This is a genomic window from Planomicrobium sp. CPCC 101079 (genome assembly GCF_007859275.1).
GTDB lineage: Bacteria > Bacillota > Bacilli > Bacillales_A > Planococcaceae > Planococcus.
This window is the reverse complement of sequence record NZ_VOHC01000005.1, coordinates 1-21,283: the sequence shown is the minus strand read 5'-3', so window position 1 is coordinate 21,283 and position 21,283 is coordinate 1. Positions and strand designations below refer to the sequence as shown.

At 43.9% G+C, this 21,283-nt stretch carries 20 protein-coding genes; 3 read left to right on the top strand and 17 right to left on the bottom strand.

What is annotated here, in order from left to right; genetic code table 11:
* Nucleotides 1-2: 2 nt before the first annotated feature.
* The 6 genes from FQV28_RS02325 to FQV28_RS02300 all read right to left on the bottom strand — a co-directional run bounded on the left by FQV28_RS02325 (nt 3) and on the right by FQV28_RS02300 (nt 5,567).
* The gene (locus FQV28_RS02325) at nt 3-905 is read right to left on the bottom strand and encodes a carbohydrate ABC transporter permease (RefSeq protein WP_146493994.1); all 903 of its coding nucleotides are present in this window, start codon (nt 903-905) and stop codon (nt 3-5) included.
* Between the two features lies 1 nt (nt 906).
* Entirely contained in the window at nt 907-1,788 is an 882-nt protein-coding gene (locus FQV28_RS02320; RefSeq protein ID WP_370455103.1) for a carbohydrate ABC transporter permease, read from the bottom strand.
* 75 nt (nt 1,789-1,863) lie between these two features.
* Nucleotides 1,864-3,141: an ABC transporter substrate-binding protein gene (locus FQV28_RS02315; RefSeq protein ID WP_146493992.1), complete on the bottom strand. Its 1,278-nt coding sequence runs from the start codon at nt 3,139-3,141 to the stop codon at nt 1,864-1,866.
* A gap of 68 nt (nt 3,142-3,209) precedes the next feature.
* A complete protein-coding gene (locus FQV28_RS02310; protein WP_255472767.1) occupies nt 3,210-4,259 on the bottom strand; it encodes an SIS domain-containing protein in 1,050 nt (349 codons plus the stop codon).
* A 498-nt stretch (nt 4,260-4,757) separates the two neighbouring features.
* Nucleotides 4,758-4,964, bottom strand: coding sequence for a hypothetical protein (locus tag FQV28_RS02305; RefSeq protein WP_146493991.1), 207 nt, complete (start codon nt 4,962-4,964; stop codon nt 4,758-4,760).
* 87 nt (nt 4,965-5,051) lie between these two features.
* Nucleotides 5,052-5,567: a YehS family protein gene (locus FQV28_RS02300; RefSeq protein ID WP_146493990.1), complete on the bottom strand. Its 516-nt coding sequence runs from the start codon at nt 5,565-5,567 to the stop codon at nt 5,052-5,054.
* Between the two features lie 308 nt (nt 5,568-5,875).
* Between FQV28_RS02300 and FQV28_RS02295 the strand changes: the two genes are divergently transcribed.
* The gene (locus FQV28_RS02295) at nt 5,876-6,817 is read left to right on the top strand and encodes an alpha/beta hydrolase (RefSeq protein ID WP_146493989.1); all 942 of its coding nucleotides are present in this window, start codon (nt 5,876-5,878) and stop codon (nt 6,815-6,817) included.
* A gap of 98 nt (nt 6,818-6,915) precedes the next feature.
* Here FQV28_RS02295 and FQV28_RS19660 read toward each other — a convergent pair whose 3' ends face one another.
* From FQV28_RS19660 to FQV28_RS02255, 8 genes are all read right to left on the bottom strand, one after another.
* Nucleotides 6,916-7,152, bottom strand: a complete 237-nt coding sequence (locus FQV28_RS19660; RefSeq protein WP_370455099.1) for a PTS glucose transporter subunit IIA — start codon at nt 7,150-7,152, stop codon at nt 6,916-6,918.
* A gap of 25 nt (nt 7,153-7,177) precedes the next feature.
* Nucleotides 7,178-7,891 carry a glycerophosphodiester phosphodiesterase gene (locus tag FQV28_RS02285; RefSeq protein WP_146493988.1) on the bottom strand — a complete coding sequence of 238 codons (714 nt, stop codon included), beginning with the start codon at nt 7,889-7,891 and terminating at the stop codon, nt 7,178-7,180.
* Nucleotides 7,892-7,903: 12 nt separating this feature from the next.
* Nucleotides 7,904-8,728, bottom strand: coding sequence for a carbohydrate ABC transporter permease (locus tag FQV28_RS02280; protein ID WP_146493987.1), 825 nt, complete (start codon nt 8,726-8,728; stop codon nt 7,904-7,906).
* Between the two features lie 18 nt (nt 8,729-8,746).
* Nucleotides 8,747-9,676 (bottom strand): carbohydrate ABC transporter permease, encoded by a 930-nt coding sequence (locus tag FQV28_RS02275; RefSeq protein ID WP_370455098.1) that lies wholly within the window; start codon nt 9,674-9,676, stop codon nt 8,747-8,749.
* Nucleotides 9,663-10,742: an ABC transporter ATP-binding protein gene (locus FQV28_RS02270; protein WP_146493986.1), complete on the bottom strand. Its 1,080-nt coding sequence runs from the start codon at nt 10,740-10,742 to the stop codon at nt 9,663-9,665. Before FQV28_RS02270 ends, FQV28_RS02275 begins: the two co-directional genes overlap by 14 nt.
* 13 nt (nt 10,743-10,755) lie before the next feature.
* Nucleotides 10,756-11,583 (bottom strand): HAD family hydrolase, encoded by an 828-nt coding sequence (locus FQV28_RS02265; RefSeq protein ID WP_146493985.1) that lies wholly within the window; start codon nt 11,581-11,583, stop codon nt 10,756-10,758.
* A gap of 310 nt (nt 11,584-11,893) precedes the next feature.
* Nucleotides 11,894-13,198 (bottom strand): ABC transporter substrate-binding protein, encoded by a 1,305-nt coding sequence (locus FQV28_RS02260; RefSeq protein ID WP_146493984.1) that lies wholly within the window; start codon nt 13,196-13,198, stop codon nt 11,894-11,896.
* A gap of 183 nt (nt 13,199-13,381) precedes the next feature.
* Nucleotides 13,382-13,996, bottom strand: a complete 615-nt coding sequence (locus FQV28_RS02255) for a glycerol-3-phosphate responsive antiterminator (RefSeq protein WP_146493983.1) — start codon at nt 13,994-13,996, stop codon at nt 13,382-13,384.
* Between the two features lie 153 nt (nt 13,997-14,149).
* On the opposite strand from FQV28_RS02255, the gene FQV28_RS02250 reads away from it, so the two are divergent.
* Complete coding sequence (locus FQV28_RS02250; protein WP_186763762.1) at nt 14,150-15,004, top strand: metallophosphoesterase family protein; 855 nt, start codon at nt 14,150-14,152, stop codon at nt 15,002-15,004.
* Nucleotides 15,005-15,813: 809 nt separating this feature from the next.
* On the opposite strand, the gene FQV28_RS02245 is transcribed toward FQV28_RS02250, so the two are convergent.
* The 3 genes from FQV28_RS02245 to FQV28_RS02235 all read right to left on the bottom strand — a co-directional run bounded on the left by FQV28_RS02245 (nt 15,814) and on the right by FQV28_RS02235 (nt 20,419).
* The gene (locus FQV28_RS02245) at nt 15,814-16,620 is read right to left on the bottom strand and encodes a hypothetical protein (protein ID WP_146493981.1); all 807 of its coding nucleotides are present in this window, start codon (nt 16,618-16,620) and stop codon (nt 15,814-15,816) included.
* A 453-nt stretch (nt 16,621-17,073) separates the two neighbouring features.
* Nucleotides 17,074-18,513, bottom strand: a complete 1,440-nt coding sequence (gene bglA / locus FQV28_RS02240) for a 6-phospho-beta-glucosidase BglA (protein ID WP_146493980.1) — start codon at nt 18,511-18,513, stop codon at nt 17,074-17,076.
* Nucleotides 18,514-18,526: 13 nt separating this feature from the next.
* Complete coding sequence (locus FQV28_RS02235; protein WP_146493979.1) at nt 18,527-20,419, bottom strand: beta-glucoside-specific PTS transporter subunit IIABC; 1,893 nt, start codon at nt 20,417-20,419, stop codon at nt 18,527-18,529.
* Between the two features lie 170 nt (nt 20,420-20,589).
* On the opposite strand from FQV28_RS02235, the gene FQV28_RS02230 reads away from it, so the two are divergent.
* Nucleotides 20,590-21,283: GntR family transcriptional regulator (locus FQV28_RS02230; protein ID WP_146493978.1), on the top strand; the 694-nt coding region annotated here is incomplete at its 3' end.

The following is a 21,283-nucleotide window of genomic DNA, read 5'->3' as shown; positions in this document are numbered from 1 at the left end:
TCTTAGCCTTTAACAGACCCTTCCGATAATCCTCTTACCAGGAATTTCTGCAATAGTACCAATAAAATCACCATCGGAATAGACGCGATTACCATCCCTGACAGCAATACGCCCCAATCGGTACGCAGGGCATCTTTGAAATTCATCAATCCTGAAGGAATGGTCTTCAAAACCTCGGAATCAATGAACACTGTCGCAAACAAAAACTCGTTCCAAGCGAAAAATGCAGTCAGCACTACGGTAGTCAAAATAATGGGAATGGACAGTGGAAGGTAAATTCTCGCATAGATTCCGAATTCACTGCACCCATCAATAATAGCCGACTCTTCCAGCTCTTTCGGGATGCTTAAAAAGAAAGCTCTTATCAAAATAATGGTCAACGGCAGCCGGAACGCCACATAAGTTAAAATCAATGCCCATCTCGTATTAATAAGATCAAGCCAAGTTAAAATTTCGAACAAAGGAATCAGCGCGACTTGTGGATTCATCATGATTCCACCGATGATGAAAATCAATGCCGCATCGATCCATTTTGAGCGGTACCTCGACAATGTAAATGCTGCCATCGATCCAATCAACACCACTAAGAAAATCGTAGCCAAAGTGACTACTACACTATTGAAGAAGTAACTGGATATTCCCATCGACCAGGCAGTCGCATAGTTTTCAAAATGCCAGACGGACGGAAGGCCCCAGACATTATTATAGATTTCATCGTAGCTTTTCAACGATGAAATTACCATCCAAAACAGCGGATAAAGAATGATGGCCGCAAACGCCAATAACCCGAGAAGGACCGTGTACTTCGAGAGGCCGGCAGTAAAATTCAGCTTCGCTTTAGCGCGTGGTTTGCTGGCTGTCCGATCACGCTCTAAAAACTCTCCTTTGAGATCCGTTTTGACCATCCTAATCATCCTTTCCTGTTCCGGAAACCCTAATTTGAATCAGTGCGAAAATGGCGGACAAGACAAAAATCAAGGTGGCGATGGCTGAGGCATAGCCCATATTGTCTTTGCCAAATCCTTGCTCGTACATCAATACTGACAGCGTCGTTGAACTAAAGCCCGGTCCTCCGCCGGTTAAGATAAATGGCTCGTTGAAAACCAGGATTGACCCTGTCACTGTAATCAGCACATTTACAAACATGGTTTCTTTAACTTGTGGAATCGTAATATTGAAGAATTTTCTTATCTTCCCTGCTCCATCTATATCAGCTGCCTCGTATAACTCTTTAGGAATTTTTTGAATCGCTACGATGAACAGCATCGTGATGAACCCGATGCTTTGCCATTGGGACATCGCAATGACTGCGTAGATTGCTGTTGTAGCATTTCCTAACCAAGGAGTAGCCAAGTTTTCTAATCCGATTAACTCTAAGAAACTATTCAAAAGCCCCATTTGCGGGTTGTAAACAAATGTGAACAACAATGCAATTACTGAAATGGAAATCATTACGGGCATAAAGTAAATCACGCGCAAAGCTGGCGCTATTCGTCTAAAGACTTTGTCTTCCAAAATTGTCGCAAGAATCAACGCGAAAAACACTTGGAATAAAACGGAGATGACAGCGTATTTCACATTGTTTATGAATGCCGCCACAATCACTTTATCCTGGATCAACTGTTGAAATGAAGCGAAGCCGACAAACTCTTTTGTCGGGGAGAATACACTAAACTCGAAAAAACTGTTGTACAGATTCTGGACCAGCGGAAAGTAAATGAAGATGCTCAAAAACAATAAACTTGGCAAAAGGAACAAGGTTGGAATAAGCGGGATTTTTCTGGCAATCATACATACACCTTCTCTCATTATAATAAGTCCTAACATTCCAAGAACATTAGGACTTATTTAATTTTTTTCGTTTTACTCTCTAAGGCTCTGCGCTTCTTGCTGAACTGTTTTCATAATGTCTTGTGGAGTGGATTGGCCGGTAGCCAATTCCTGGCCGCCGCGCATAAACACGTCCGCAATGTTGATGTTGACTGCGTTATCAAACCATGGAGCTGTTGAAGAAGCATTAGTCACCAATTCATAAGCTTCCTGGCTTGTTGCATTGACGTTGTCTGGCGTGACTGCTCCTTTGACTGCGTTCAATTGGCCATCTGTTTTCGTGAATTCAGCAGCCGTTTCTTCAGAAGTCAGGAATTTTAAGAAATCGACCGTTTCTTTCGGCGCTGTTTTGCTGACCATCCAGCCTTCCGGCGCACCTGTCAATGCCGTCGGATCGCCTTTTCCATCTTCAACTGCTGGGAAGTCGAAGAAACCGATTTCAACATCGCCCGCTTCTTCCACCATCTTGACCTCTGCGAATTGCATGTACAGGACCGGCACTTCTCCTGCTGCGAACATATTGCGGGCTGCTTCGTGGTCCATCGCTGTGGAAACGTCGCCCATGTAAGTCGTCAACTCTTTGAAGATTTCCAAACCCTGGATATAGCCAGGATCTGTGAACTCCCCTGTTTCTGCAGCGTAGTCTTTTTCCAACACAGCGGGGTCGACAACCCGTTCAAAAATTGTTCCAAGGTAGTGGGAAATGGCCCACGTATCAGTTAACCCTTCCACTAGCGGCTGTTCAAAGCCCGCTTGCTTCAAAGAGTCGAGTGCAGTAATAAACTCATCGTACGTTTTAGGAACGGCAATATTGTTTTCCTCAAAGATAGCTTTGTTGTAGAAAAACGCTTTTCCATCGACTGTAAATGGAACTCCGTATGTTTCTTCGTCAAATTTAAAACCGTCATACTGGGATTCGATGATGCTTGATGACCATTCCGTATCTTCACTAAGAACGTCATTTAGCGGCATGATCTTTTCTGATGACACCAAGTTTTCAGCAAATGAATACGACCAAGAAGAGAAAATGTCCGGCAGGTCGTCACTGGAAACTAATACTTTAATCTTTTCTTTGTACGAATCGTTCAAAACCGAGTTCACATTGATATGGACGTCTGGGTTCGCTTCCATATATTCTTTAATTTTTTCATCGTAGAAAGACTTGCGGGGCTCATTTGGCCAGCGGTGGAAAAAGTCGATGACGACTTTTCCATCTTCATTGGCGGCGGTAGTTGCATCACTCGAATTACATGCAGACAAAATCGAACTGAGGAGAAGCAAAAACATTGAGAACAATAGCATCTTCTTCATTTCAAAACCCCCTTCAAATGGTAGAGCCTTTGCTTTTTCGGAAAAAAGTATGTAGAAAATCTACATACTTAATATTCCATTTTCCACATATATCTTCTGACGGACAACGGGTGGCCTGTGTGTTCTGCTAAACCGTCTGCATAAAGTCTTAAAACGAAACCTGTCAAAGCCGGTCCGAAGTATTCCTTCAAATCTTCATCGATTCCTTCGTAGTCTAGTGTTGCAATGTCCACCACTTCCACTTTGTCGCTGAACTTCTCAGCAAAATCGATGGCGCGCTGATCAAGCGGACGGCTGGAACCTTCGCCTTTAACGACTAAGAAAGGCACATCGTAATCCGTGATTTCAAATGGGCCGTGGAAGAATTCACCCGAATGGATGGCGTTCGAGTGGATCCAAAGCATCTCCATCAGCAAGCAGCTTGTAAACGAATACGCGTGATGGATGTATGCACCGCTTGCCATTGTGTAAATGATTTTTTCGCGTTTGTTTTTCTTGCCGAACTCATTTGCAGCTTCCGCGAACTTCGCCTGGTTTTTCTCGATCAAGTTTCCGAGACTCGGCAGCTGATTCACAACTCGCTTGTATTTTTCATTTGGAGACAATGCATTTAATAGTTCGAAGATCAACGTATAGAACATGCCTGCTTCGCCGTCGATAGCATCTGAACCATCTTTATAGTTGTAATGAACGAGAAGCTCAGCTGCTTGGGCCAGTGGAGATTCAGCTTCCATTGAAATTGCTACAGTCAATGCGCCCTTCGCTTTAGCAAAGCTCGCAGCTTCCACAGTTTCCGGAGTTGTTCCTGAGTGGGAGCGCAAAATCACTAAGCTGTTCTCACCAAGTGATTTAGGATCGCGGTGGATGAACTCGTTAGAAGTATATACGAAACTCGGAGTTTCAATTTCTTTGCTTACAAAGTACTCGCCGAAAGATAATGAAGCCATTGAACCGCCACATGCCACAAAGTATACATTCTCGATATTCTTTGCATTAACTGCATCGATCACAGCTGCAATCTGAGCTGCATGTTCCGGTTTCATATTTACTCCTTGAACGCTTTTTGTCTCTGTTACGCCCACTACATCTTCGATTAATGTTCCTTGATCTTGTTTCATTTCGACACCTCCATTATTTATAACGTCATATGACGTTATATTAATTAGTATTATATGTCTGACTATTTAAAATAGTCAATACATTTTCCGAAATAAATTTATACGAGTTTATAAACCTTGTTATGTCAAGGTTTTCTTAGGAATAAAAAGTTTACGCCTAAACCCGATAACGACAAATCCCCTACCCTTTCAGATAATATGTCTGGCGGTGAGGTTATAATGTCGTTATGATTTTATGGTTTTTCACGTGAAGTTTTTCGTTTTCTACATGAAGTTTTGAAATTCTTATATGAAGCAGCTGATTTTCATTCCGGCTGAGGCTTTCGAGCCTATAGGATGTGGGTCGTGCAGCCAACTATGAAATACAAAATAAAAAATGCAATCCTTAAACTATTAAGGATTGCATTTCTATTTCACTTTCCAATTTCCAGTAATTAGCCGCGGAATTTCCCTGCGCGCCGGCCCCAACTAAAATCCTTCTGCAAAATTCTTCACCTATCAAAGGAAATATCTTGCACCGTAATACAAACAGCCAAGCACAATAAGAGTGATGATTGTATTTACAACAACCGCCGGCACTTTTAATTGAGACAGCACTGCACTGATCAGCCACGCGGCCGCTGCTATTCCCAAGACAAAGATAAACATCGCTATAGCCATTTCGTTATACGCTGACGTGTCGATCTCCGAGAAATCAATCTGCATCTTCATTCTCCTTGCCTTTATATTGTTTAATAAGAAAATGCAATCCTCATCGAAACAAGGATTGCATTTCCAGTCTGCCCATTCTTCTTATTTCCGGTACTTGATAGCCAGCCCTTTTAAGAAGTTCCGCGCATACCGGTCACCGCAGATGCTGTAATTCTTATGGCCTTGCTTCCGCAGCATCGCGCTCATTTCGCTTTTTGTTACCGTTACTCCAGCAAGCTGCAAAATCTCAAGCATATCTTCACTCGTCAGCTGCAGTGCAATTTTCACTTTCTTCAGCAGCAAGTTTTTAGACGGTTCGTTTGTTAATGGCGGCGTTGCCGGCTGCCCTGGCTTCGGCTCTTGTCGGCCGCGCTTGAAAATGATCAATCCATTTAAAAACGACTCGAACATCGCATTGTCCGCTTTGATATGATCTTCATTTTCACTTTCATCCCAAATACCATCAGCTTCATCGTCGCTGTCCGGCGACTTCGTCAGCACTTTCAGCACTTCTTCTTTCGTCAGCTCAATGCCGCCGAGTTTGAAGATTTCCACCATGTCGTTATTTTTTATGTCTAATGCATATCGTAACCGGATCAGTAAGTCGTTGTTGTCCATTGGTGGACCTCCTGTTGTACTTAGTTGTATATGATATTTATTCATTTTCTATAATAGCATATATGAAAAGAAGTATTCTTCAGCAATAAGATTCTTTTAATAGTATGCGCTATGCCCCGTACTAGTTGTAAAAAAACGCTGCAAGCAATTCAACAGACCTTTGTAGAACAAATGCACAGAAATTCGATGCATCAAACAAGTTTCCCGGCAAAGCAGCAGGAGAAACAGAAAAATTTAAAATAGAAAAAGGCATTAATCTGTGACACGTAGAATAAATCAACTATCGAAAAAATAAAGGGGGATTTTTTATGGAAGAAAAAGTGCATCCGGATTTAAAAGCTATGTTCTCGGTCTTGCCAGCAGCACCTCTTACTCCCGAAAGTTTAGCAATGGTAAGAAGCTCACTCAATGAAATGGTTTTAGCCAACCCTCAACAGCACGACTCCGTTACAACTATAGATAAATTCATACCCGGGCCTCCTGGCGATCCTGAAGTTCGTGTCAGAATTTATGAGCCTTTCGCAAAACATGAAGAGCTGCCCGGGCTGTTATGGATCCACGGCGGCGGTTATGTGATCGGCATTCCCGAAATGGACGATGCCTTGTGCCAACGTTTTGTCCTCGAGGCCAATTGCGTTGTCGTATCTGTCGATTACCGCCTTGCACCTGAAACCCCGTTCCCCGGACCCGTCGAAGATTGCTATGCGGCTTTGAAATGGTTTGCCGAACATGCCGAAGAACTAGGCGTGGATGCTTCCCGAATTGCCGTGGCCGGCGCCAGTGCCGGCGGCGGATTGACAGCGGCAGTCTCATTATTGGCAAGAGACCGAAAAGGCCCGTCCATTTCTTTCCAAATGCCGCTTTATCCAATGATTGATGACCGTATCATCACAAAATCAAGCCATGAATTTTCAGATGAACGGGTTTGGAACAAAGAAAAAAATATCCATGGCTGGTCAGCTTATCTCGGTTCCAATTACGGTGGAGAAGTCTCGCCATTCGCGGCTCCCGCCCGAGCAGAATCTTTCGAGGAGCTTCCTCCCACTTATACTTGTGTCGGCGATTTGGATCCATTCCGCGATGAAACCTTGGAATACGTAACAAAGTTGTCCCAGGCAGGAGTCCCAACTGAATTTCATCTCTACCCAGGCTGTTTTCACGGATTTGATATGCTGGCGCCTGACGCCGGAATCAGCCAACATGCTGCCACGCAGTATGTGGATGCAGTGAGACGCGCGTTCCAAAAATAAGGAAAGCACTTCAACGGTCGAGTAAACCGGTGAAGTGCTTTCTTTTTATCTAAGGCTGGGCCGTTTTCTTGCCCATTTAAGCAATGCTTGCTTCTTTATCACTGGCTGAAGCCATTAATTTTGCTGCTGGCTATGCCTTCCTGCGTGGCATTAACTGCACTATAGCTGGAACAGTTGGTCACGATGATCGGCGATACGACTTTTTCGGATGCCGGTTCAATCGCAACCCCTTTGTCCATTGCTTCTGAAGAGAATGCCGAATCCGGGACGTTTGTTAAGGCGACAACTGTGCCAAGAATCATTCCCGTAAACGCTTTTCTTTTTTGGGTTGTCAATTTGCTGCTCTCTTACAATCGCCTCTTAAGCCCACAAACGCTCCGGATGATTGGTCGTCAAAGCGATTGCTCCATCGAATCCCAGAACCCTTTCCGCTTCCACTTTTTGGTCGACCGTCCAGACCACCAGCTCGATTCCGTTGCTGCTGAGGCTTTCCACCATTTCCTGATCCACATACAAATGGTTCATCGACACGGCCGAAGCCCCGATTTCGTTCACTTGATCGACCAGTAATAATGGCGACCCGAGCATCACAAGCGTCCGCTTTACTTCTTTGCTATATTTCATGCAGGTCTGGAGGCTTTTGTGGTCAAAGGAAATCAAATCGCAATCGCCTTCGAGACCATATTTACATATCAGCTCGATCACTTTTTCTTCCAAACCTGCATACATGCCTGCCATCTGCTTCAATTCGATCAGCAGCTTTTTCTTGCCACCTGCAACCAAGAGCACTTCTTCGAGCAAAGGGATTTGTTCTCCAGCAAAAACCGGATGGAACCAGCTGCCTGCATCTAGCGCTTTTACATCCACAGCTGTCATGTCTCTGATATAGCCGCTGCCATTCGTTGTCCGATCCACTGTGAAATCGTGGATGACTACCGGAATCCCATCTTTGGTCAAATGCACATCAATTTCAATGCAGTCGATTTTTGGTTCTTCAAGCGCCAATTTGATGGCGCTCAATGTATTTTCCGGTGCTTTTCCTGACCAGCCTCTGTGGGCGATTAACTTTCTCATCTGTTTGCCTCCCTATTTTACTCCTGTGTAAACAAAAGCCCGGATGATGTGGCGCTGTGCAAAAAAGAAAACGATCAGGATCGGCAGCACCAACAGAAGATTTCCTGCCATCACGATATTCCAGGACGCGCCGCCTTCCACTTGGCGCAGCATGGCAATTCCGAGCGGCAACGTACGCGCGGTATCATTTGTCGTCATGACCAAAGGCCAGAAATAATCGTTCCAGTGGGCGATAAAACTGAACAAAGCGAGCGTCACCAAGACCGGTTTGGCAAGCGGCAGCATGATTTTCCGAATGATTTGCCATTCGGTTGCGTCGTCGAGGCGCGCCGCCTCAAGCAGTTCTTCCGGAACTTGCATAAACGATTGCCGCAGCAGGAAAATTCCGAATGCACTGGTAGCGAAAGGCAGGATAAGCCCCCAAATTGTGTCAAGAATTCCCCATGAACTTAAATTCAAGTACACCGGCAAAAAGATCAATTGGCTTGGAATCATCAGGCAAATCATTGTCAGTGCAAAGAAAAAATTCTTCATTGGGAAGTTATAGCGGGCAAATGCATACGCGGCTGGAATGATGGTAGCGAATTGCAAAATCAAGATGAACAGCGTCACGATAACGCTATTGAAAAAGTATTTTAGGAATGGACCGGAACTCCATGCTTGGGCAAAATTCCCCCATTGGAACGTTTCTGGAATCCATACTGGCGGGAATGTCAATGTCTCGCCAAGTGTCTTAAAAGCGGTACTCGCCATCCAGATGAATGGCATCGCAAAAATGATGAACAACAGGATTAAGCCCAACCCGTTGACGGCTTTGAAAATCGGCGGTGTCTTCATCTGTTTCTCCTCACTTTTCTATCTGTAATGGACGCGTTTGCTCAATACCTTGAAATAGACGACAGTCAAAACGCTTAATATCACCAGTAAAACCACACCTGCTGCTGACGCATAGCCAATCTTAAAGAACTGGAAACCGTTCTGGTAGATGTAATAGACAAACGTGTTTGTCGAATTGATCGGCCCTCCTGCAGTCATCAAGTTGATCGTCTCAAACACCTGGAAGGAATTGATCAGCCCGATGATGGTCAGGAAGAACAAAGTGGGCGACAGCATCGGAACAGTCAGACGCAAAAATCTTCTCCACGGCGGAGTCTGATCGAGTTCGGCCGCTTCATACAAATCTTTCGGAATGCTTTGCAGTCCGGCGATAAATACCAGCGTATTGAAACCAATCCCTTTCCACACCGCTACCAGGATCAAAGAAGCAAGGGCATAATCGGGGCTTGTCAGCCAAGGAACCGATTCGATGCCGATAAGGTTCAGCGCCCAATTCAGCAACCCGTAGTCCGCGTCCATGATCCACATCCACAGCATTGAAACGGAAACCAGCGAAATGATATGAGGGCTGAAAATGGATGCCTGCATAAAAGAGTAGATCGTGCCGCTGCGGTTCAGCCATAAAGCAAGCAGCAAGGAAATGCTGATTGTTAAAAAAACCGAGGCAAACGTATAAATGAACGAATTGACAATTACTTCCCGGAAGTCCCGGTCAGCCAACAGGTAGGTAAAGTTCGCAGCGCCAACAAACTCTTTTGTCGGGCTGACAAAGTTCCATTCATGGAAACTCAAGTAAATCATGTACCCGATCGGATAGATGAAAAACAGGCAGAACACAATGATTGCAGGGGAAATCATGGCATAAGGCCGAACGTTCGCCCAGGAAACCAGGCTCCGCCGCTCCGCTTTTCTTTGCTCCACTTCCATTGAAGCTTTAATCAATGCCATTGAGTGCAGCCTCCTTTTTCACCGACAGGTTCAGTTCGGGGCCGGCTGCTTTATCGGCGCCAAAAGGATACAGCTTTTCATGTGGAATCGATACAAAACAAATGGCATGCTTCGGCAGCGGCGCCGAAAAACTTCTAATGTTCATGACGCCGATGCGGTTTTTCACTTTATAAATCGATTCGGCCCCTAAGGTTTCCAGCGCCAAAATCTCGCTTTCCAATTCGATTGTATGAGGCACTGAAACAGCTGCCGAAGAAATGCCGGCATGTTCTGGGCGGAATCCGATATAATGCGCTTCTTCCGGCACACCTTCAAGTGTCTCAGCGAAAGCTTTCCGCTCAAATACATTCATAGGCGGCTGGCCAATAAATTCGGCCGCGAAGATATTTCCCGGATTCTCATAAACTTCGATTGGCGCCGCTTTTTGCTGGACGACGCCCTGGTTGAGGATGATGATTTCATCCCCCATTGACATCGCTTCAACCTGGTCATGGGTCACATAGACAAACGTGGTTCCAAGCTTTTCGTGCAGTTGAATCAGTTCCGCGCGCATCTGCGTACGCAGTTTAGCGTCAAGATTGGACAACGGCTCATCAAGGATGAAGACTTTCGGTTTTTTGACCATCGCACGAGCCAACGCTACACGCTGCCGCTGCCCTCCTGATAGCTTGTCAGGCTTTTTGTTCAAGTGCTCCGTCAGGCCGACAATTCCGGCAATTTCCTCGATTAGTTGCTGCCTTTCTTTCTTCGGCACTTTGCGGTTTGTTAAACCGAACTCAATATTGCCTTTGACCGTCATGGTCGGATAAAGCGCATAGTTCTGGAACACCATGGCAATATCGCGCTTGCTTGGGCTCAAGTCGTTGACAAGCTTATCGCCGATCCAAATATCGCCTTCCGTCTGCTTTTCAAAGCCGGCAAGCATTCTGAGGATGGTTGACTTTCCGCATCCGGAAGGGCCGACAAGCACGGTGAACGAGCCCTCTTTGATAGTCAACGAAATGTTTTTGACAACACGGTCTTCATTGAATGCCTTAGAAATATTCTCGAGTCTGATTTCAGCCATACATCTCTTCCTTTCAGTTTGCGGTTATCGTTGCTTCATTCAGTTGCCGGACTATATCCACCAATTCATCGATGGTCTTGACTGAGGCCGACCATCTTGTCGCATCATTGTGCTCGTACTGGCTGATCAAACACGTATGGCCGCCCGCTTTATGGATAGGGTACAAGTCATTCCATGGATGGTCGCCGATCGACAAGATTTCCTGCGGCTGATAGCCTTCATCAAACAGCTTGTCCATTAACGCTTGGATGCCGTGCGGTTTCTTGCCGTTAAAGTAGTATTCATCGAACACATCGCCGATTTCCAAGAAGTCCACAAATTCCTGGCCTGTAGGCAGCGGGGAATTTGTCATCAAGATGGCTTTCTTGTTTTCCAGCTTTTTGATTTCATCGAACAAATCCGTCCGTTTGATAATGCAGTAAGCTGCCATCAGCATTTCCGCCCGCACATCTTCAAACGCCTTTTTCATCGTTTCTTCAGCTATGTTATTCTTTATGCCCATCAAATGGGCAATGCCCCAAGGGTCGCCGATATAAGCAAGCGGACCGTCCCCTCTTTGGGCCATTTCAATTTCAATGCCGTCCCAGTTGTACGAGATCACGGGATTCAAGTCGTTATGGCTGTAAAAAATCAATTCTTTTGGATCATACAAGAAGCCCAACTTGATTGATTTCTTGCCTTCTAGAATGTCATAAGCCAACGCCACTGTCTGCTGGATTTCGCTTTCCGTGTGATTCGCCTGCATCATTTTTTGAATATAGCGTCCCATAAAGGAATAATCCTGATACAAGGTTCCGTCCATGTCGAAAATCAGTACGTTGATGTCTTTTAGCCAATCCATAGTATTGCCTCCTCGAATTTGGAAAAGGAAGCACCTTTCAGTACTTCCTTCTCTATTTAAGTTGAACAGTTTTTATATACTACCTATATTCCGCAAAACAGCTGCGCTTGCCGCGGGCGAGCGCCAAGCCTCCTCGGTCGCTTCGCTTCCTGTGGGGTCTCGGCTGTCTCGCTTTCCCGCAGGCGTCTCCGCTGTTTTGCTTCATATCTATTGAAGAATTATAGAAGAAAGAGTGAAAAGCGTTCGCTCGGAGCAATCTCTCCAATTCTTTTTACTCTAATATTTTCTCGTTCACTTATATACCTGCAGTCTATTCAAGCAACGCGTTTGCTTTTTCGGCTGCATTATCCAAAACTTCTTGAGTCGGGATGCTTTCATCCAAAACGCCGCGCGTTAGTTCGTCGATCAGAATTTGGACGATTTCCGGGTAATTCTCTGCCATCGGGCGCGCAACTCCATTCTCAAGCTGGTCGACAGCCACTTTGAATTGCGGTTTTTCTTCGTACAAAGCCTGGATTTTCTCAGACTCCGCTGCCGACTTGCGGCTAGGCAAATATCCTGTGAACTCTGATGCATAAGCCGTTTGCTCTGTTGCTGTCATGAATTTGATGAATTCCCATGCCGCTTTTTGTTTCTCTTCTTCCAATCCGTTTGTCATCACAAGGTTCGCGCCGCCAGTTGGCACTTTCGCTTCTTTGCCGCTCGGCCAGAAGTACGTGTTCAATTCGAATCCTTGCTCTTCAGAAAGCTGCAGCAAGTAAGACAAATCGGCAGTTGAGGCAAAGTGCATGCCGGAATGGCCGTTGACGAAATCCTGTCTCGTCTTTTCGCCAGCTTCAGTGCCGGAAGACAATTTCATGGTCCCTTCCTTCGCCATCTTTCTCCAAAGATCGTACGCTTCTACACCTGCTTCGCTGTTAAACGTCACTTCGGTGCTGTCTTCGTTCATTGTCGAACCGCCCGCTTGTGCAATAAATGCTTCAAAGAACCAGATGTCGATCGGCATGGATACTCCCACGCGGCCTTTTTCTTCATCAGTAAAAGCTTTCGCGTATTCCTGGAATTCTTCCCAAGTTTTAGGGCCGGCTGGATCCAGTCCCACTTCTTCAGCCATCGTCGTATTCATGTAAAGGATGGGTGTGCTTCTCAAGTAAGGCAATCCGTACAATTTGCCGTCAACATAAGAATTTCCCATCAAGCCTTGGTTAAAGTCTTCCATGTTTATGTCCGAATCATTTTCAGCAAGGGCCGTCAAATCTTGTGTCATGCCGGACTTCGCAAAAATTCCGATTGACGCGATTTCATTTTGCGTTACTTCCGGTGCGTTTCCAGCTGCAAAAGCCGCTTGTGTCTTTGCGTGCAACTCATCGTATGTGCCTTGGAATTCCGCAGTCACATGGATCTCGTCTTGAGACTCGTTAAACTGTTTCACCAAGTTTTCGTTGTTTTCACCAATTTTGTCGCCCCAGGCATACCAATAAGTCAGTTCAATTTTCTCGCTTTCAGCTTCAGTGGAAGCTGTCGCTTCGCTCCCTTTGCTTTCCCCTGAACTGCTGCATGCTGCTAGAACCATAAGTGCCACTGCCATTACCAATAAAAAGCTGAGTTTCTTCATTTCCCTGCCTCCGTTTCTTTTTTAGGCGATAAACAATGGATGGCAAAACAAAAAGACCTCAAATAACCCTTCCGCGTCTGCGGAGGTATTTGAGGTCTCTCTAAGTGCACCCGGTCATCTATCTACTTGTCACTTCCGATTGTAGCCCCTTATTGTTAAGGCTGTGTTGTAAAGATGTAAAAATCACTTTAACAATCCGCTTTTTGAAAAATCACAAGCCCATAATGATTCATTAGACGTACTGACGGCCAGCGCCCCAGCTTCCAAGGAAGCTTCCACATGTTCCATCGTAGACAGCAATCCACCGGTAATGACCGGGATATCGAGAAGCTCCGAGTAAGAACGGATCACATCGTACAGCGCTGAAGGCATAATTTCAATCATATCGGGCGCAAGCTTTTGCTTATTTTCCAGAACACTGTCGTAAACTTCCGAATCGATCATGAACACCCGCTGGACAACGAACAACTTGCGCTCTTTTGCTTTTTTGATGAGCGCTGTCTTTGTCGTCACGATGCCAAATGGCTGAACATAATCGGCAATGAAATCCAGCCCCTCATTATTCAGCAGAAGCCCCCCGATTTTTTCTGCGTGTACCAGTACCGGAATGCCTTCTTTTTGAAGCACATCGACAAATCGTTTTACATTCATAATAGAGCCTGCCAATAGAAACACCGCCGCAATGTCGTCCTTATTGGCCAAGGCCTTTTCAATTCCTTTATGGTTTTTTACCGCTGCGATTTTTTTATGCCGCTTCAGGCGCTTGAACATCTCGTCATTGCACCATTGTCGTTTCATTTCCATACCTCCTCTTTGGTTCTATTGTTTTCAGTATAAATTTCTTTAAGCTGATAAAACGAGATTTTTACAAATCTTAACAAGTTCTTAAAAGCAAATTAGCATCTATCTGAAATACTGAAGCTGTTACACAATAGAGAGGAGATGGAAAGTTTGAAAATTGCAGTTATCGGCGACTTGCACTATCCGGCACTTGAAGACGCATACGTAGCTATTGAAGAAGATCGAAAGGTATTTTACGAAACCTTTATGGAGCGGTTTTTCTCGGTGCCGGCAGACCTCTACATATCCATCGGCGATTTGACAAACTACGGGTTGAAAGAAGAACTGGACGACGTTTATGAAATGATTAACCGTCATAACAAGCCGTTTGTCCACGTGCTGGGAAACCACGACGTGTGCGCTTTGCCGCGCGATGAAGTTCTCGCAATTACAGGGCAAAAGCGATTCCATTCCATTTCAACGGATTCAGCTACTCTCGCTTTTATCGATACAGAAAGAGAACAAGATTTGGAGAATTGGGGTGGAACGCTCGACTCCGCTCAGCTCAATTGGCTGGAAGGCGTTGTGGAAGAAAGCGAAGATAAACCGCTCCTCGTCTTTGCCCATCACCCGGTTCATGGCACCACAACCAATTCCGAAAAACATAAATTATGCATTCCGGCTGATATTCCGATCTGGGAATTGCTGAGCAAAAAACACGGCATGGGGCTATACGTAAACGGGCATAACCATTTCAACTCAGTTACGATTAAAGAGCAGTGGAACTTCCTGCAGCTGGCGGCTGTCCTAGATGAACAAGCGATTCGCACTATCGAAATATCAGACTCGCACATTTCCGTCGATTCTGTTGAATTGAACGATTTCGAACTGCAAAAACGAGCCCGGATCATCGGCAACGCCATCAATCATTTCCAGCTGAACCCGGATCCGCTCGGCCTGGAAAGCGATGTAAAATGCCTGATTCCGATTCCAGCACGCACAGTGCCGGCTGGCGAGAGAGTGTGAGGTAATACCATGTTCATTAATAGTAATTATTAATTTTCCGTAAACTGCTGCGATGCAGGAGTACACGATTCTCTTCTCTGTTTTGCTTCATAACCCGAATCATAAAAAGCGGTTTTGTATGATTTTTTAAACAAGCTGTTTGTATTGCAGGCGGCAACTCCAGTAGGCTAAGCGTGAGTCCTGAGACCACGGAAGGAGCCCAGCGACTAAGGAGGCTCAGGCCACGCCTGCGGAAAGAGTCCGCGGAAATGAAAAGCAGCCGACTCTTATCAGTTAAAAAAATAATGCCCTTAAAAGTTATAGATAAAAACTTTTAAGGGCATTATTTTCTTCTTGTTTTATTCCTCTATACTTTCCAGCAACGAACGTATATTGGCGATATCATCCGCATGTTCTCCCTTGCTGGCCTGTTTTCCCTTTCCAGCACTTCGATTCCCATTCGGGCAAATTTCAAATGGCCGCTGTATTCCTTAAATATGGCGCCCTGGTTCTTGCCATTTTTTATAGCTGAATCAAACTTTTCCAATGTTAGGACTTTCCTCGGCTCTTTGTCGACATTTATTTGCTCCTCCATACTGATTGGAAAATCATATGGGGGGGATCGTATAAATCTTATCGAGTGCTTCGTTCAGTTTTTCCTGATGCTCTTTCAAAAAATTCATTCATGATTTCACCTCCCCTTTTCCATAAAGGGACTAAGCTTCCTGTTTTTTATTGAAGGTTATGAAAGCGCTTGTCTAAGTAATATAAGAATTTACACTGTATTTATTTTAATACAAAATACAAAAGCGGCTAGACTAGAAGGTACTCTATAGTTTATCGACAAATTCTCTTGTACTCTTAATAAGAATTTTATCTGGATTGGACTCTACATAATTTTCAATTGCTTTTTCTAAATTTGTAGCAATGTGATTTACTGTTGTCTTTTTTATACCACTTCCGCTTGTTTCGGCCTCTAAATCCACGATATTTAATGACATTAACATACCAATTATTCCATTAAAATGACCAACTAATGCATCTTTAGATAAATTTTGATTTTTCGTTCTATCAATCCACCATCTTGCAACTTCTCCAAATCCATAACTCAAATTATACTTTTTTTTAAAATGCAAATGAACGAGGACTATCCCAACCAAAGAGGGCTTTTCAATATACTGCTTTATATAATCATCCCATTGATCCGCGCTTAATAAATCTTCTTCTTTAATAGGACTATCTGATATATCATTTCCAAACAAACCAAAGATTTTTTCTGAGTAAGACTCAAGATGTATTTTCATCTTTTCATCGACATTCTTTTCTAGACCTAATATTTTATTCTCTAAATTTTTAAACAGGTCGTCAAGGCTAATTTTGTTCAATGCCGAAGAAACCTCTTCTATTTTTTTCGCCGATTCCTCTAGTTTATTAGTTGAATGCACAGTCGTCGAACTTTGTGCATATGTATATACTATTGCTAATACAGCTAAAATTATAGAGACAATTGTCGCTGCAAAATTCCAATTGTTCAAAAGTGCTTCATCATTCTTACCAAAATTTGACGACAATAAACTAATTAAAATCACTATTATTAACCAATAAGTCAAATCTTTTTTTTCAATCCATTTTGTCATCTCACATTTAACTCCTTAAATAAAATTTAACTTCATTCATATTTCCCGAAAATTTATTAACCTTAAAAACACTACTTAAATTTCTGTTTTCCAAACAGTCCAAGAACTTTATAATATTTCAATTTATTGTTTTTGAATATTTTCGTCTCTATAATTGAATTATTCTTTTATACGTTGTAATAACATTATAGATTTAATTTAGCAATTCATATAATGTATTAAATTTTCTGGAAATAAATTTTCTTGTTTAGCTTTTTCTGTATAGCTATTATTCTAAATTAGTAATAAATAGTATGATTCCTTAACATGAATATTTTTTTAAGAATCAATATAATTTTGAGGTTTTTAATTTATTAATAATCAACATTTCTTGAACATTAATTAAAAAAACCCGAATACGGCGCTGTTTATAGCAGCATCCTTATCCGGGTAGTCATTAACTATTCATTTTTCTTACAACTCTTCGCCATTCGATTGAATGACTTTCTTATACCATTCGAACGAATCTTTCTTCGAACGCTCCATTGATCCGTTGCCTTCATTGTCGCGGTCAACGTAGATCATGCCGTAGCGTTTTTTCATTTCTCCGGTTGTAAATGAGACGATATCGATAATGCCCCATGGTGTGTAGCCCATCAAGTCGACGCCATCGTAAGTAACGGCTTTTTCTAACGCTTCGATATGGGATTTCAAGTACTCGATTCTTTGTTCGTCGTGAATCGAGCCGTCTGCTTCCACTGTGTCGATAGCGCCAAAGCCGTTTTCGACGATGAACAATGGAATCTGGTAGCGGTCGTAGAAACGGTTCAAGGTATATCTTAAACCCGTCGGATCGATTGCCCAGCCCCAGTCGCTTGACTTGATGTATGGGTTTTCCACGCCATTCGGCAAGCCGCCGTTCGTGATATTGCCTGTGTTGTCGTTTACAACATCGCTTCTCACTGTTGTGGACATGTAATAGCTAAAGCCTAAATAATCAACTTTGCCGTTTCTTAGGATTTCCTCATCGCCCGGCAAAAACGGGATGTTGTAGCCTTCACGTTCAAATTCTTTTAATGCATAGTTAGGATAGTAGCCGCGCACATGGACATCCGGGAAGAAATAGCGCTGTCTCATTTCTTCTTCTGCAAGCATTACGTCCGCAGGGTTTGAAGAGTAAGGATAGATCGGCACATGCGATACCATAGCCCCGATTTGAAAATCAGAATTGATGGCTTTTCCTTTTGCTACAGCCAAGGCGCTTGCGATCAGTTCGTGATGGCCTGCTTGGTACATCACTTCTTTCGCGTTTTCGCCTTCTTTGACTATGACGCCTGAATTTGTCCATAAGAACAGCGGGTTGTTGACGTCCATTTTGTTGTTGATCTCGTTGAACGTCATCCAGTATTTCACTTTGTCTTTATAGCGGCCGAAGGAAACTTCAGCAAATTTCACGAAATGATCCACTACTTTACGGCTTCTGAATCCGCCGTATTCTCTTGCCAAGTGAAGCGGCATTTCAAAGTGGGAAAGCGTGATGACCGGTTCGATTCCGTGCTTCAGCAATTCATCAAACACATTGTCGTAAAATTGCAAGCCTTCCTCGCAAGGTTCCGCTTCGTCGCCTTTCGGAAAAATGCGGCTCCAGCCGATTGATGTCCGCAAGCACTTCAAGCCCATTTCGGCAAACAGCGCGATATCTTCTTTGTATTTGCCATAGAAATCAATGGCTTCATGGTTCGGGTAGAACTTATCCGCTTCGACGGTTTCTGTGATTTCTCTTGGTACTCCGTGTGCGCCTGCTGTCAAAACATCCACTACACTTGGCCCTTTTCCGCCTTGGTTCCAGCCGCCTTCAAATTGGTGAGCGGCTAAAGCGCCGCCCCATAGAAAATCCTTTGGTAATTTACTCATTGTATCTCTCTCCTTATTTTACGACTGTCAGCAATTTTTCTCCGACGATGCCGTCCAGAATGTTCTCAACAATAATTTCTTTGTAAGAGTGCGTATTCGTGATAATTAACGGTGTCGTGATTTTGATGCCTTCTTTTTGAATGGCTTCTTTATCAAATGTGATAAGCAAGTCGCCTTTTTTGATTTGGGCGCCATCTTCCACATGCAGCGTAAACGGTTTTCCGTCCAATTTAACGGTATCTAAACCGATGTGCACTAATAATTCAACACCTGCGTTTGAACGCAAGCCGATTGCATGTTTTGTTAAAGCAATCATTACGACCGTTCCATCGAACGGGGCGTATAATTTATTGTCCAATGGCTCAATGGCAACACCTTGCCCCATCGCACCTGAACTGAACACTTCATCCGAGACCTCCGAAAGCGGAACAATCTGCCCTCTTAATGGCGCAGCAATCGGTTCTTCGTTTTGGTAGTCAATGCCTGTTTCAGGCTGTCCTTGTTCTTCCGCTGCATCTCCACCCGCTTTTTTCGCCATATTCTCACCAAATCCGAAGATTTGAATCAAGATAATCGGAAGGATAATGGCAATTGCAGCACCAACCAGGATTCCCCAAATAGACATCGGGTATTCTGGACTGATTCCATTAACAATTGTTAACGGTCCTGGCAGCCCTGCATACGCAAAGTAATACGGATTGAAGAAACTTGCCGTGATGGCGCCAACTGCACCTGCAATACTTCCGAAGATAAACGGTTTCTTGAACTTCAGCGTAATTCCATAAATAGCAGGCTCTGTGATGCCGAACAATCCCGTCACACCGGCTGACACACCAAGTTTCCGTGTTTCTTGGCTTTTTGCTTTGATGATAACACCCAAGACAGCGCCGATTTGCGCAATAACTGCAATCGTCTGATATGCCTGGAACGAGTCGCGGCCGTACAAATCAAAGTTTGCCAATACCATTGGAGTGATTCCCCAATGGACGCCGAAAATAACAAGCACTTGCCAAAGGCCGCCAATAATTGCCCCAGCCAAAGCCGGTGCATTCTCTGCCAAGAAGTTATAGCCATTCGCAATTCCGTTCGCTCCCATTGTTGAAAGAGGACCAAGCACTAAAATCGTTAACGGAACCATAATGATCAGACATAAAAACGGAACAAACAACGGACGAACGATTTCGTGGATCCGTTTATTCAAGAAACGCTCCAGGTAAGACAACATCCACACTAAAATTAACGGCGGCAACACAGATGATGTGTACACCGTTTGACTCAAAGCAAGGCCGAAAAACGTAATGTTTTCTCCCGCTGCAATTCTTCCGGCCATCTCAGCCCAAGTCGGACTGACCAACGCCGCACTAGCCGCAACCGCTATATATGGATTTGTTTTAAAGTGGTTTGCTGCTGTTATAGCAATGAATATCGGTAAAAATGTAAATGGTGCCCAGGATATAAAGCTAAAAACTTCATAAGTACCTGTTCCCGAAAAACTAGGAAACAATAAATTTATCAATATCAGCAGCCCTTGCAAAATACCAGCTGCTGCCAAAATATAAACAAACGGGGCAAAAACAGCGGACATTGTCGCAATGACGCGATTTAAAATGGTCCCTTTGTTTTCACTCGGGCCACTCGATGTATCAACTTTCGCCAAGCTTGAAAACTCTTCGTAGACATCTCCCACATGCTGGCCGATGACCACTTGGAATTGTCCACCGGTTTCCACTACGGTAATTACGCCCGGCATTTCTGAAACGATTGCTTTCGCTTCCGGTTTGGAACGCTTTAAGACGATTCGGAGTCTCGTTGCACAGCGGGTAGCACTGACAATGTTCTCTTCCCCGCCTACAGCTTCTAATATATCTTTTGCAAGTTTTGAATAATCTCTAATTTTCGCGGCCACTTTTAGCCCCCCTTTTTTGTGTACGCTTTCATTATAGATTGTACCGGTACAATTAATCAAGTACGAAACAAAGTAATTAGTAATAAATAATTTGATTGGATGAGGTTTCGAATAGCCTATGATATAATCTTGGTAATCTATCAGCCAAATAACTTAAAGAGGAATGCCATATGTTAAAATACCAGCACATTGCAGATGAACTTGAGAAATACATTGAAGAGCACGAACTCCAGCAAGGAGACAAGCTTCCTGTCTTGCAGGATTTGATGAACCAATTCGGCGTAAGCAAAAGCACGGTCACGAAAGCGCTTGAGCTGCTGGAGACAAAAGGGGTGATCTTCCAGGTTAGAGGAAGCGGGATTTTTGTCAGAAGGCATAAAAGGAAGGGCTACATCAGCCTTCTTTCCACTAAAGGATTTAAAAAAATCCTGGAAGATTTCAAGCTGACGTCAAAAGTGCTTGAGTTGGATATCCGAAAACCGACCAAAGAAGCCGCTCTTAATTTGAATGTGTCGATCGATGATGATGTTTATTATGTGAAGCGGATCCGCTATATTCAAGGGCAGACATTGTGCTTAGAGGAATCGTATTTCAATAAATCGATCGTTACTTATTTGAATAAAGAAATTATCACGGAGTCGATCTTCGACTATATTACGGAAGGATTGGGGTTGAATATTGGCTTCACAGATATGTTCCTTCATGTCGATAAACTGACCGAAGAAGAAGCGGAATATTTGGAGCTGGAAAAAGGCGACCCGAAGCTATACGTGGAATCAATTTTCCATTTAACCAACGGCCAGCCTTTCGACTTTTCCAAGATAACGTACAATTATGTGCAGTCGCAGTTTTTTGTTCAGGCGG

Coding starts and splice junctions, on each gene's coding strand:
- FQV28_RS02325 (WP_146493994.1), bottom strand. CDS start 905: ATGGTCAAAACGGATCTCAAAGGAGAGTTTTTAGAGCGTGATCGGACA.
- FQV28_RS02315 (WP_146493992.1), bottom strand. CDS start 3,141: ATGAAGAAGATGCTATTGTTCTCAATGTTTTTGCTTCTCCTCAGTTCG.
- FQV28_RS02310 (WP_255472767.1), bottom strand. CDS start 4,259: ATGAAACAAGATCAAGGAACATTAATCGAAGATGTAGTGGGCGTAACA.
- FQV28_RS02305 (WP_146493991.1), bottom strand. CDS start 4,964: ATGCAGATTGATTTCTCGGAGATCGACACGTCAGCGTATAACGAAATG.
- FQV28_RS02300 (WP_146493990.1), bottom strand. CDS start 5,567: ATGGACAACAACGACTTACTGATCCGGTTACGATATGCATTAGACATA.
- FQV28_RS02295 (WP_146493989.1), top strand. CDS start 5,876: ATGGAAGAAAAAGTGCATCCGGATTTAAAAGCTATGTTCTCGGTCTTG.
- FQV28_RS02285 (WP_146493988.1), bottom strand. CDS start 7,891: ATGAGAAAGTTAATCGCCCACAGAGGCTGGTCAGGAAAAGCACCGGAA.
- FQV28_RS02280 (WP_146493987.1), bottom strand. CDS start 8,728: ATGAAGACACCGCCGATTTTCAAAGCCGTCAACGGGTTGGGCTTAATC.
- FQV28_RS02275 (WP_370455098.1), bottom strand. CDS start 9,676: ATGGCATTGATTAAAGCTTCAATGGAAGTGGAGCAAAGAAAAGCGGAG.
- FQV28_RS02270 (WP_146493986.1), bottom strand. CDS start 10,742: ATGGCTGAAATCAGACTCGAGAATATTTCTAAGGCATTCAATGAAGAC.
- FQV28_RS02265 (WP_146493985.1), bottom strand. CDS start 11,583: ATGGATTGGCTAAAAGACATCAACGTACTGATTTTCGACATGGACGGA.
- FQV28_RS02260 (WP_146493984.1), bottom strand. CDS start 13,198: ATGAAGAAACTCAGCTTTTTATTGGTAATGGCAGTGGCACTTATGGTT.
- FQV28_RS02255 (WP_146493983.1), bottom strand. CDS start 13,996: ATGAAACGACAATGGTGCAATGACGAGATGTTCAAGCGCCTGAAGCGG.
- FQV28_RS02245 (WP_146493981.1), bottom strand. CDS start 16,620: ATGACAAAATGGATTGAAAAAAAAGATTTGACTTATTGGTTAATAATA.
- bglA (WP_146493980.1), bottom strand. CDS start 18,513: ATGAGTAAATTACCAAAGGATTTTCTATGGGGCGGCGCTTTAGCCGCT.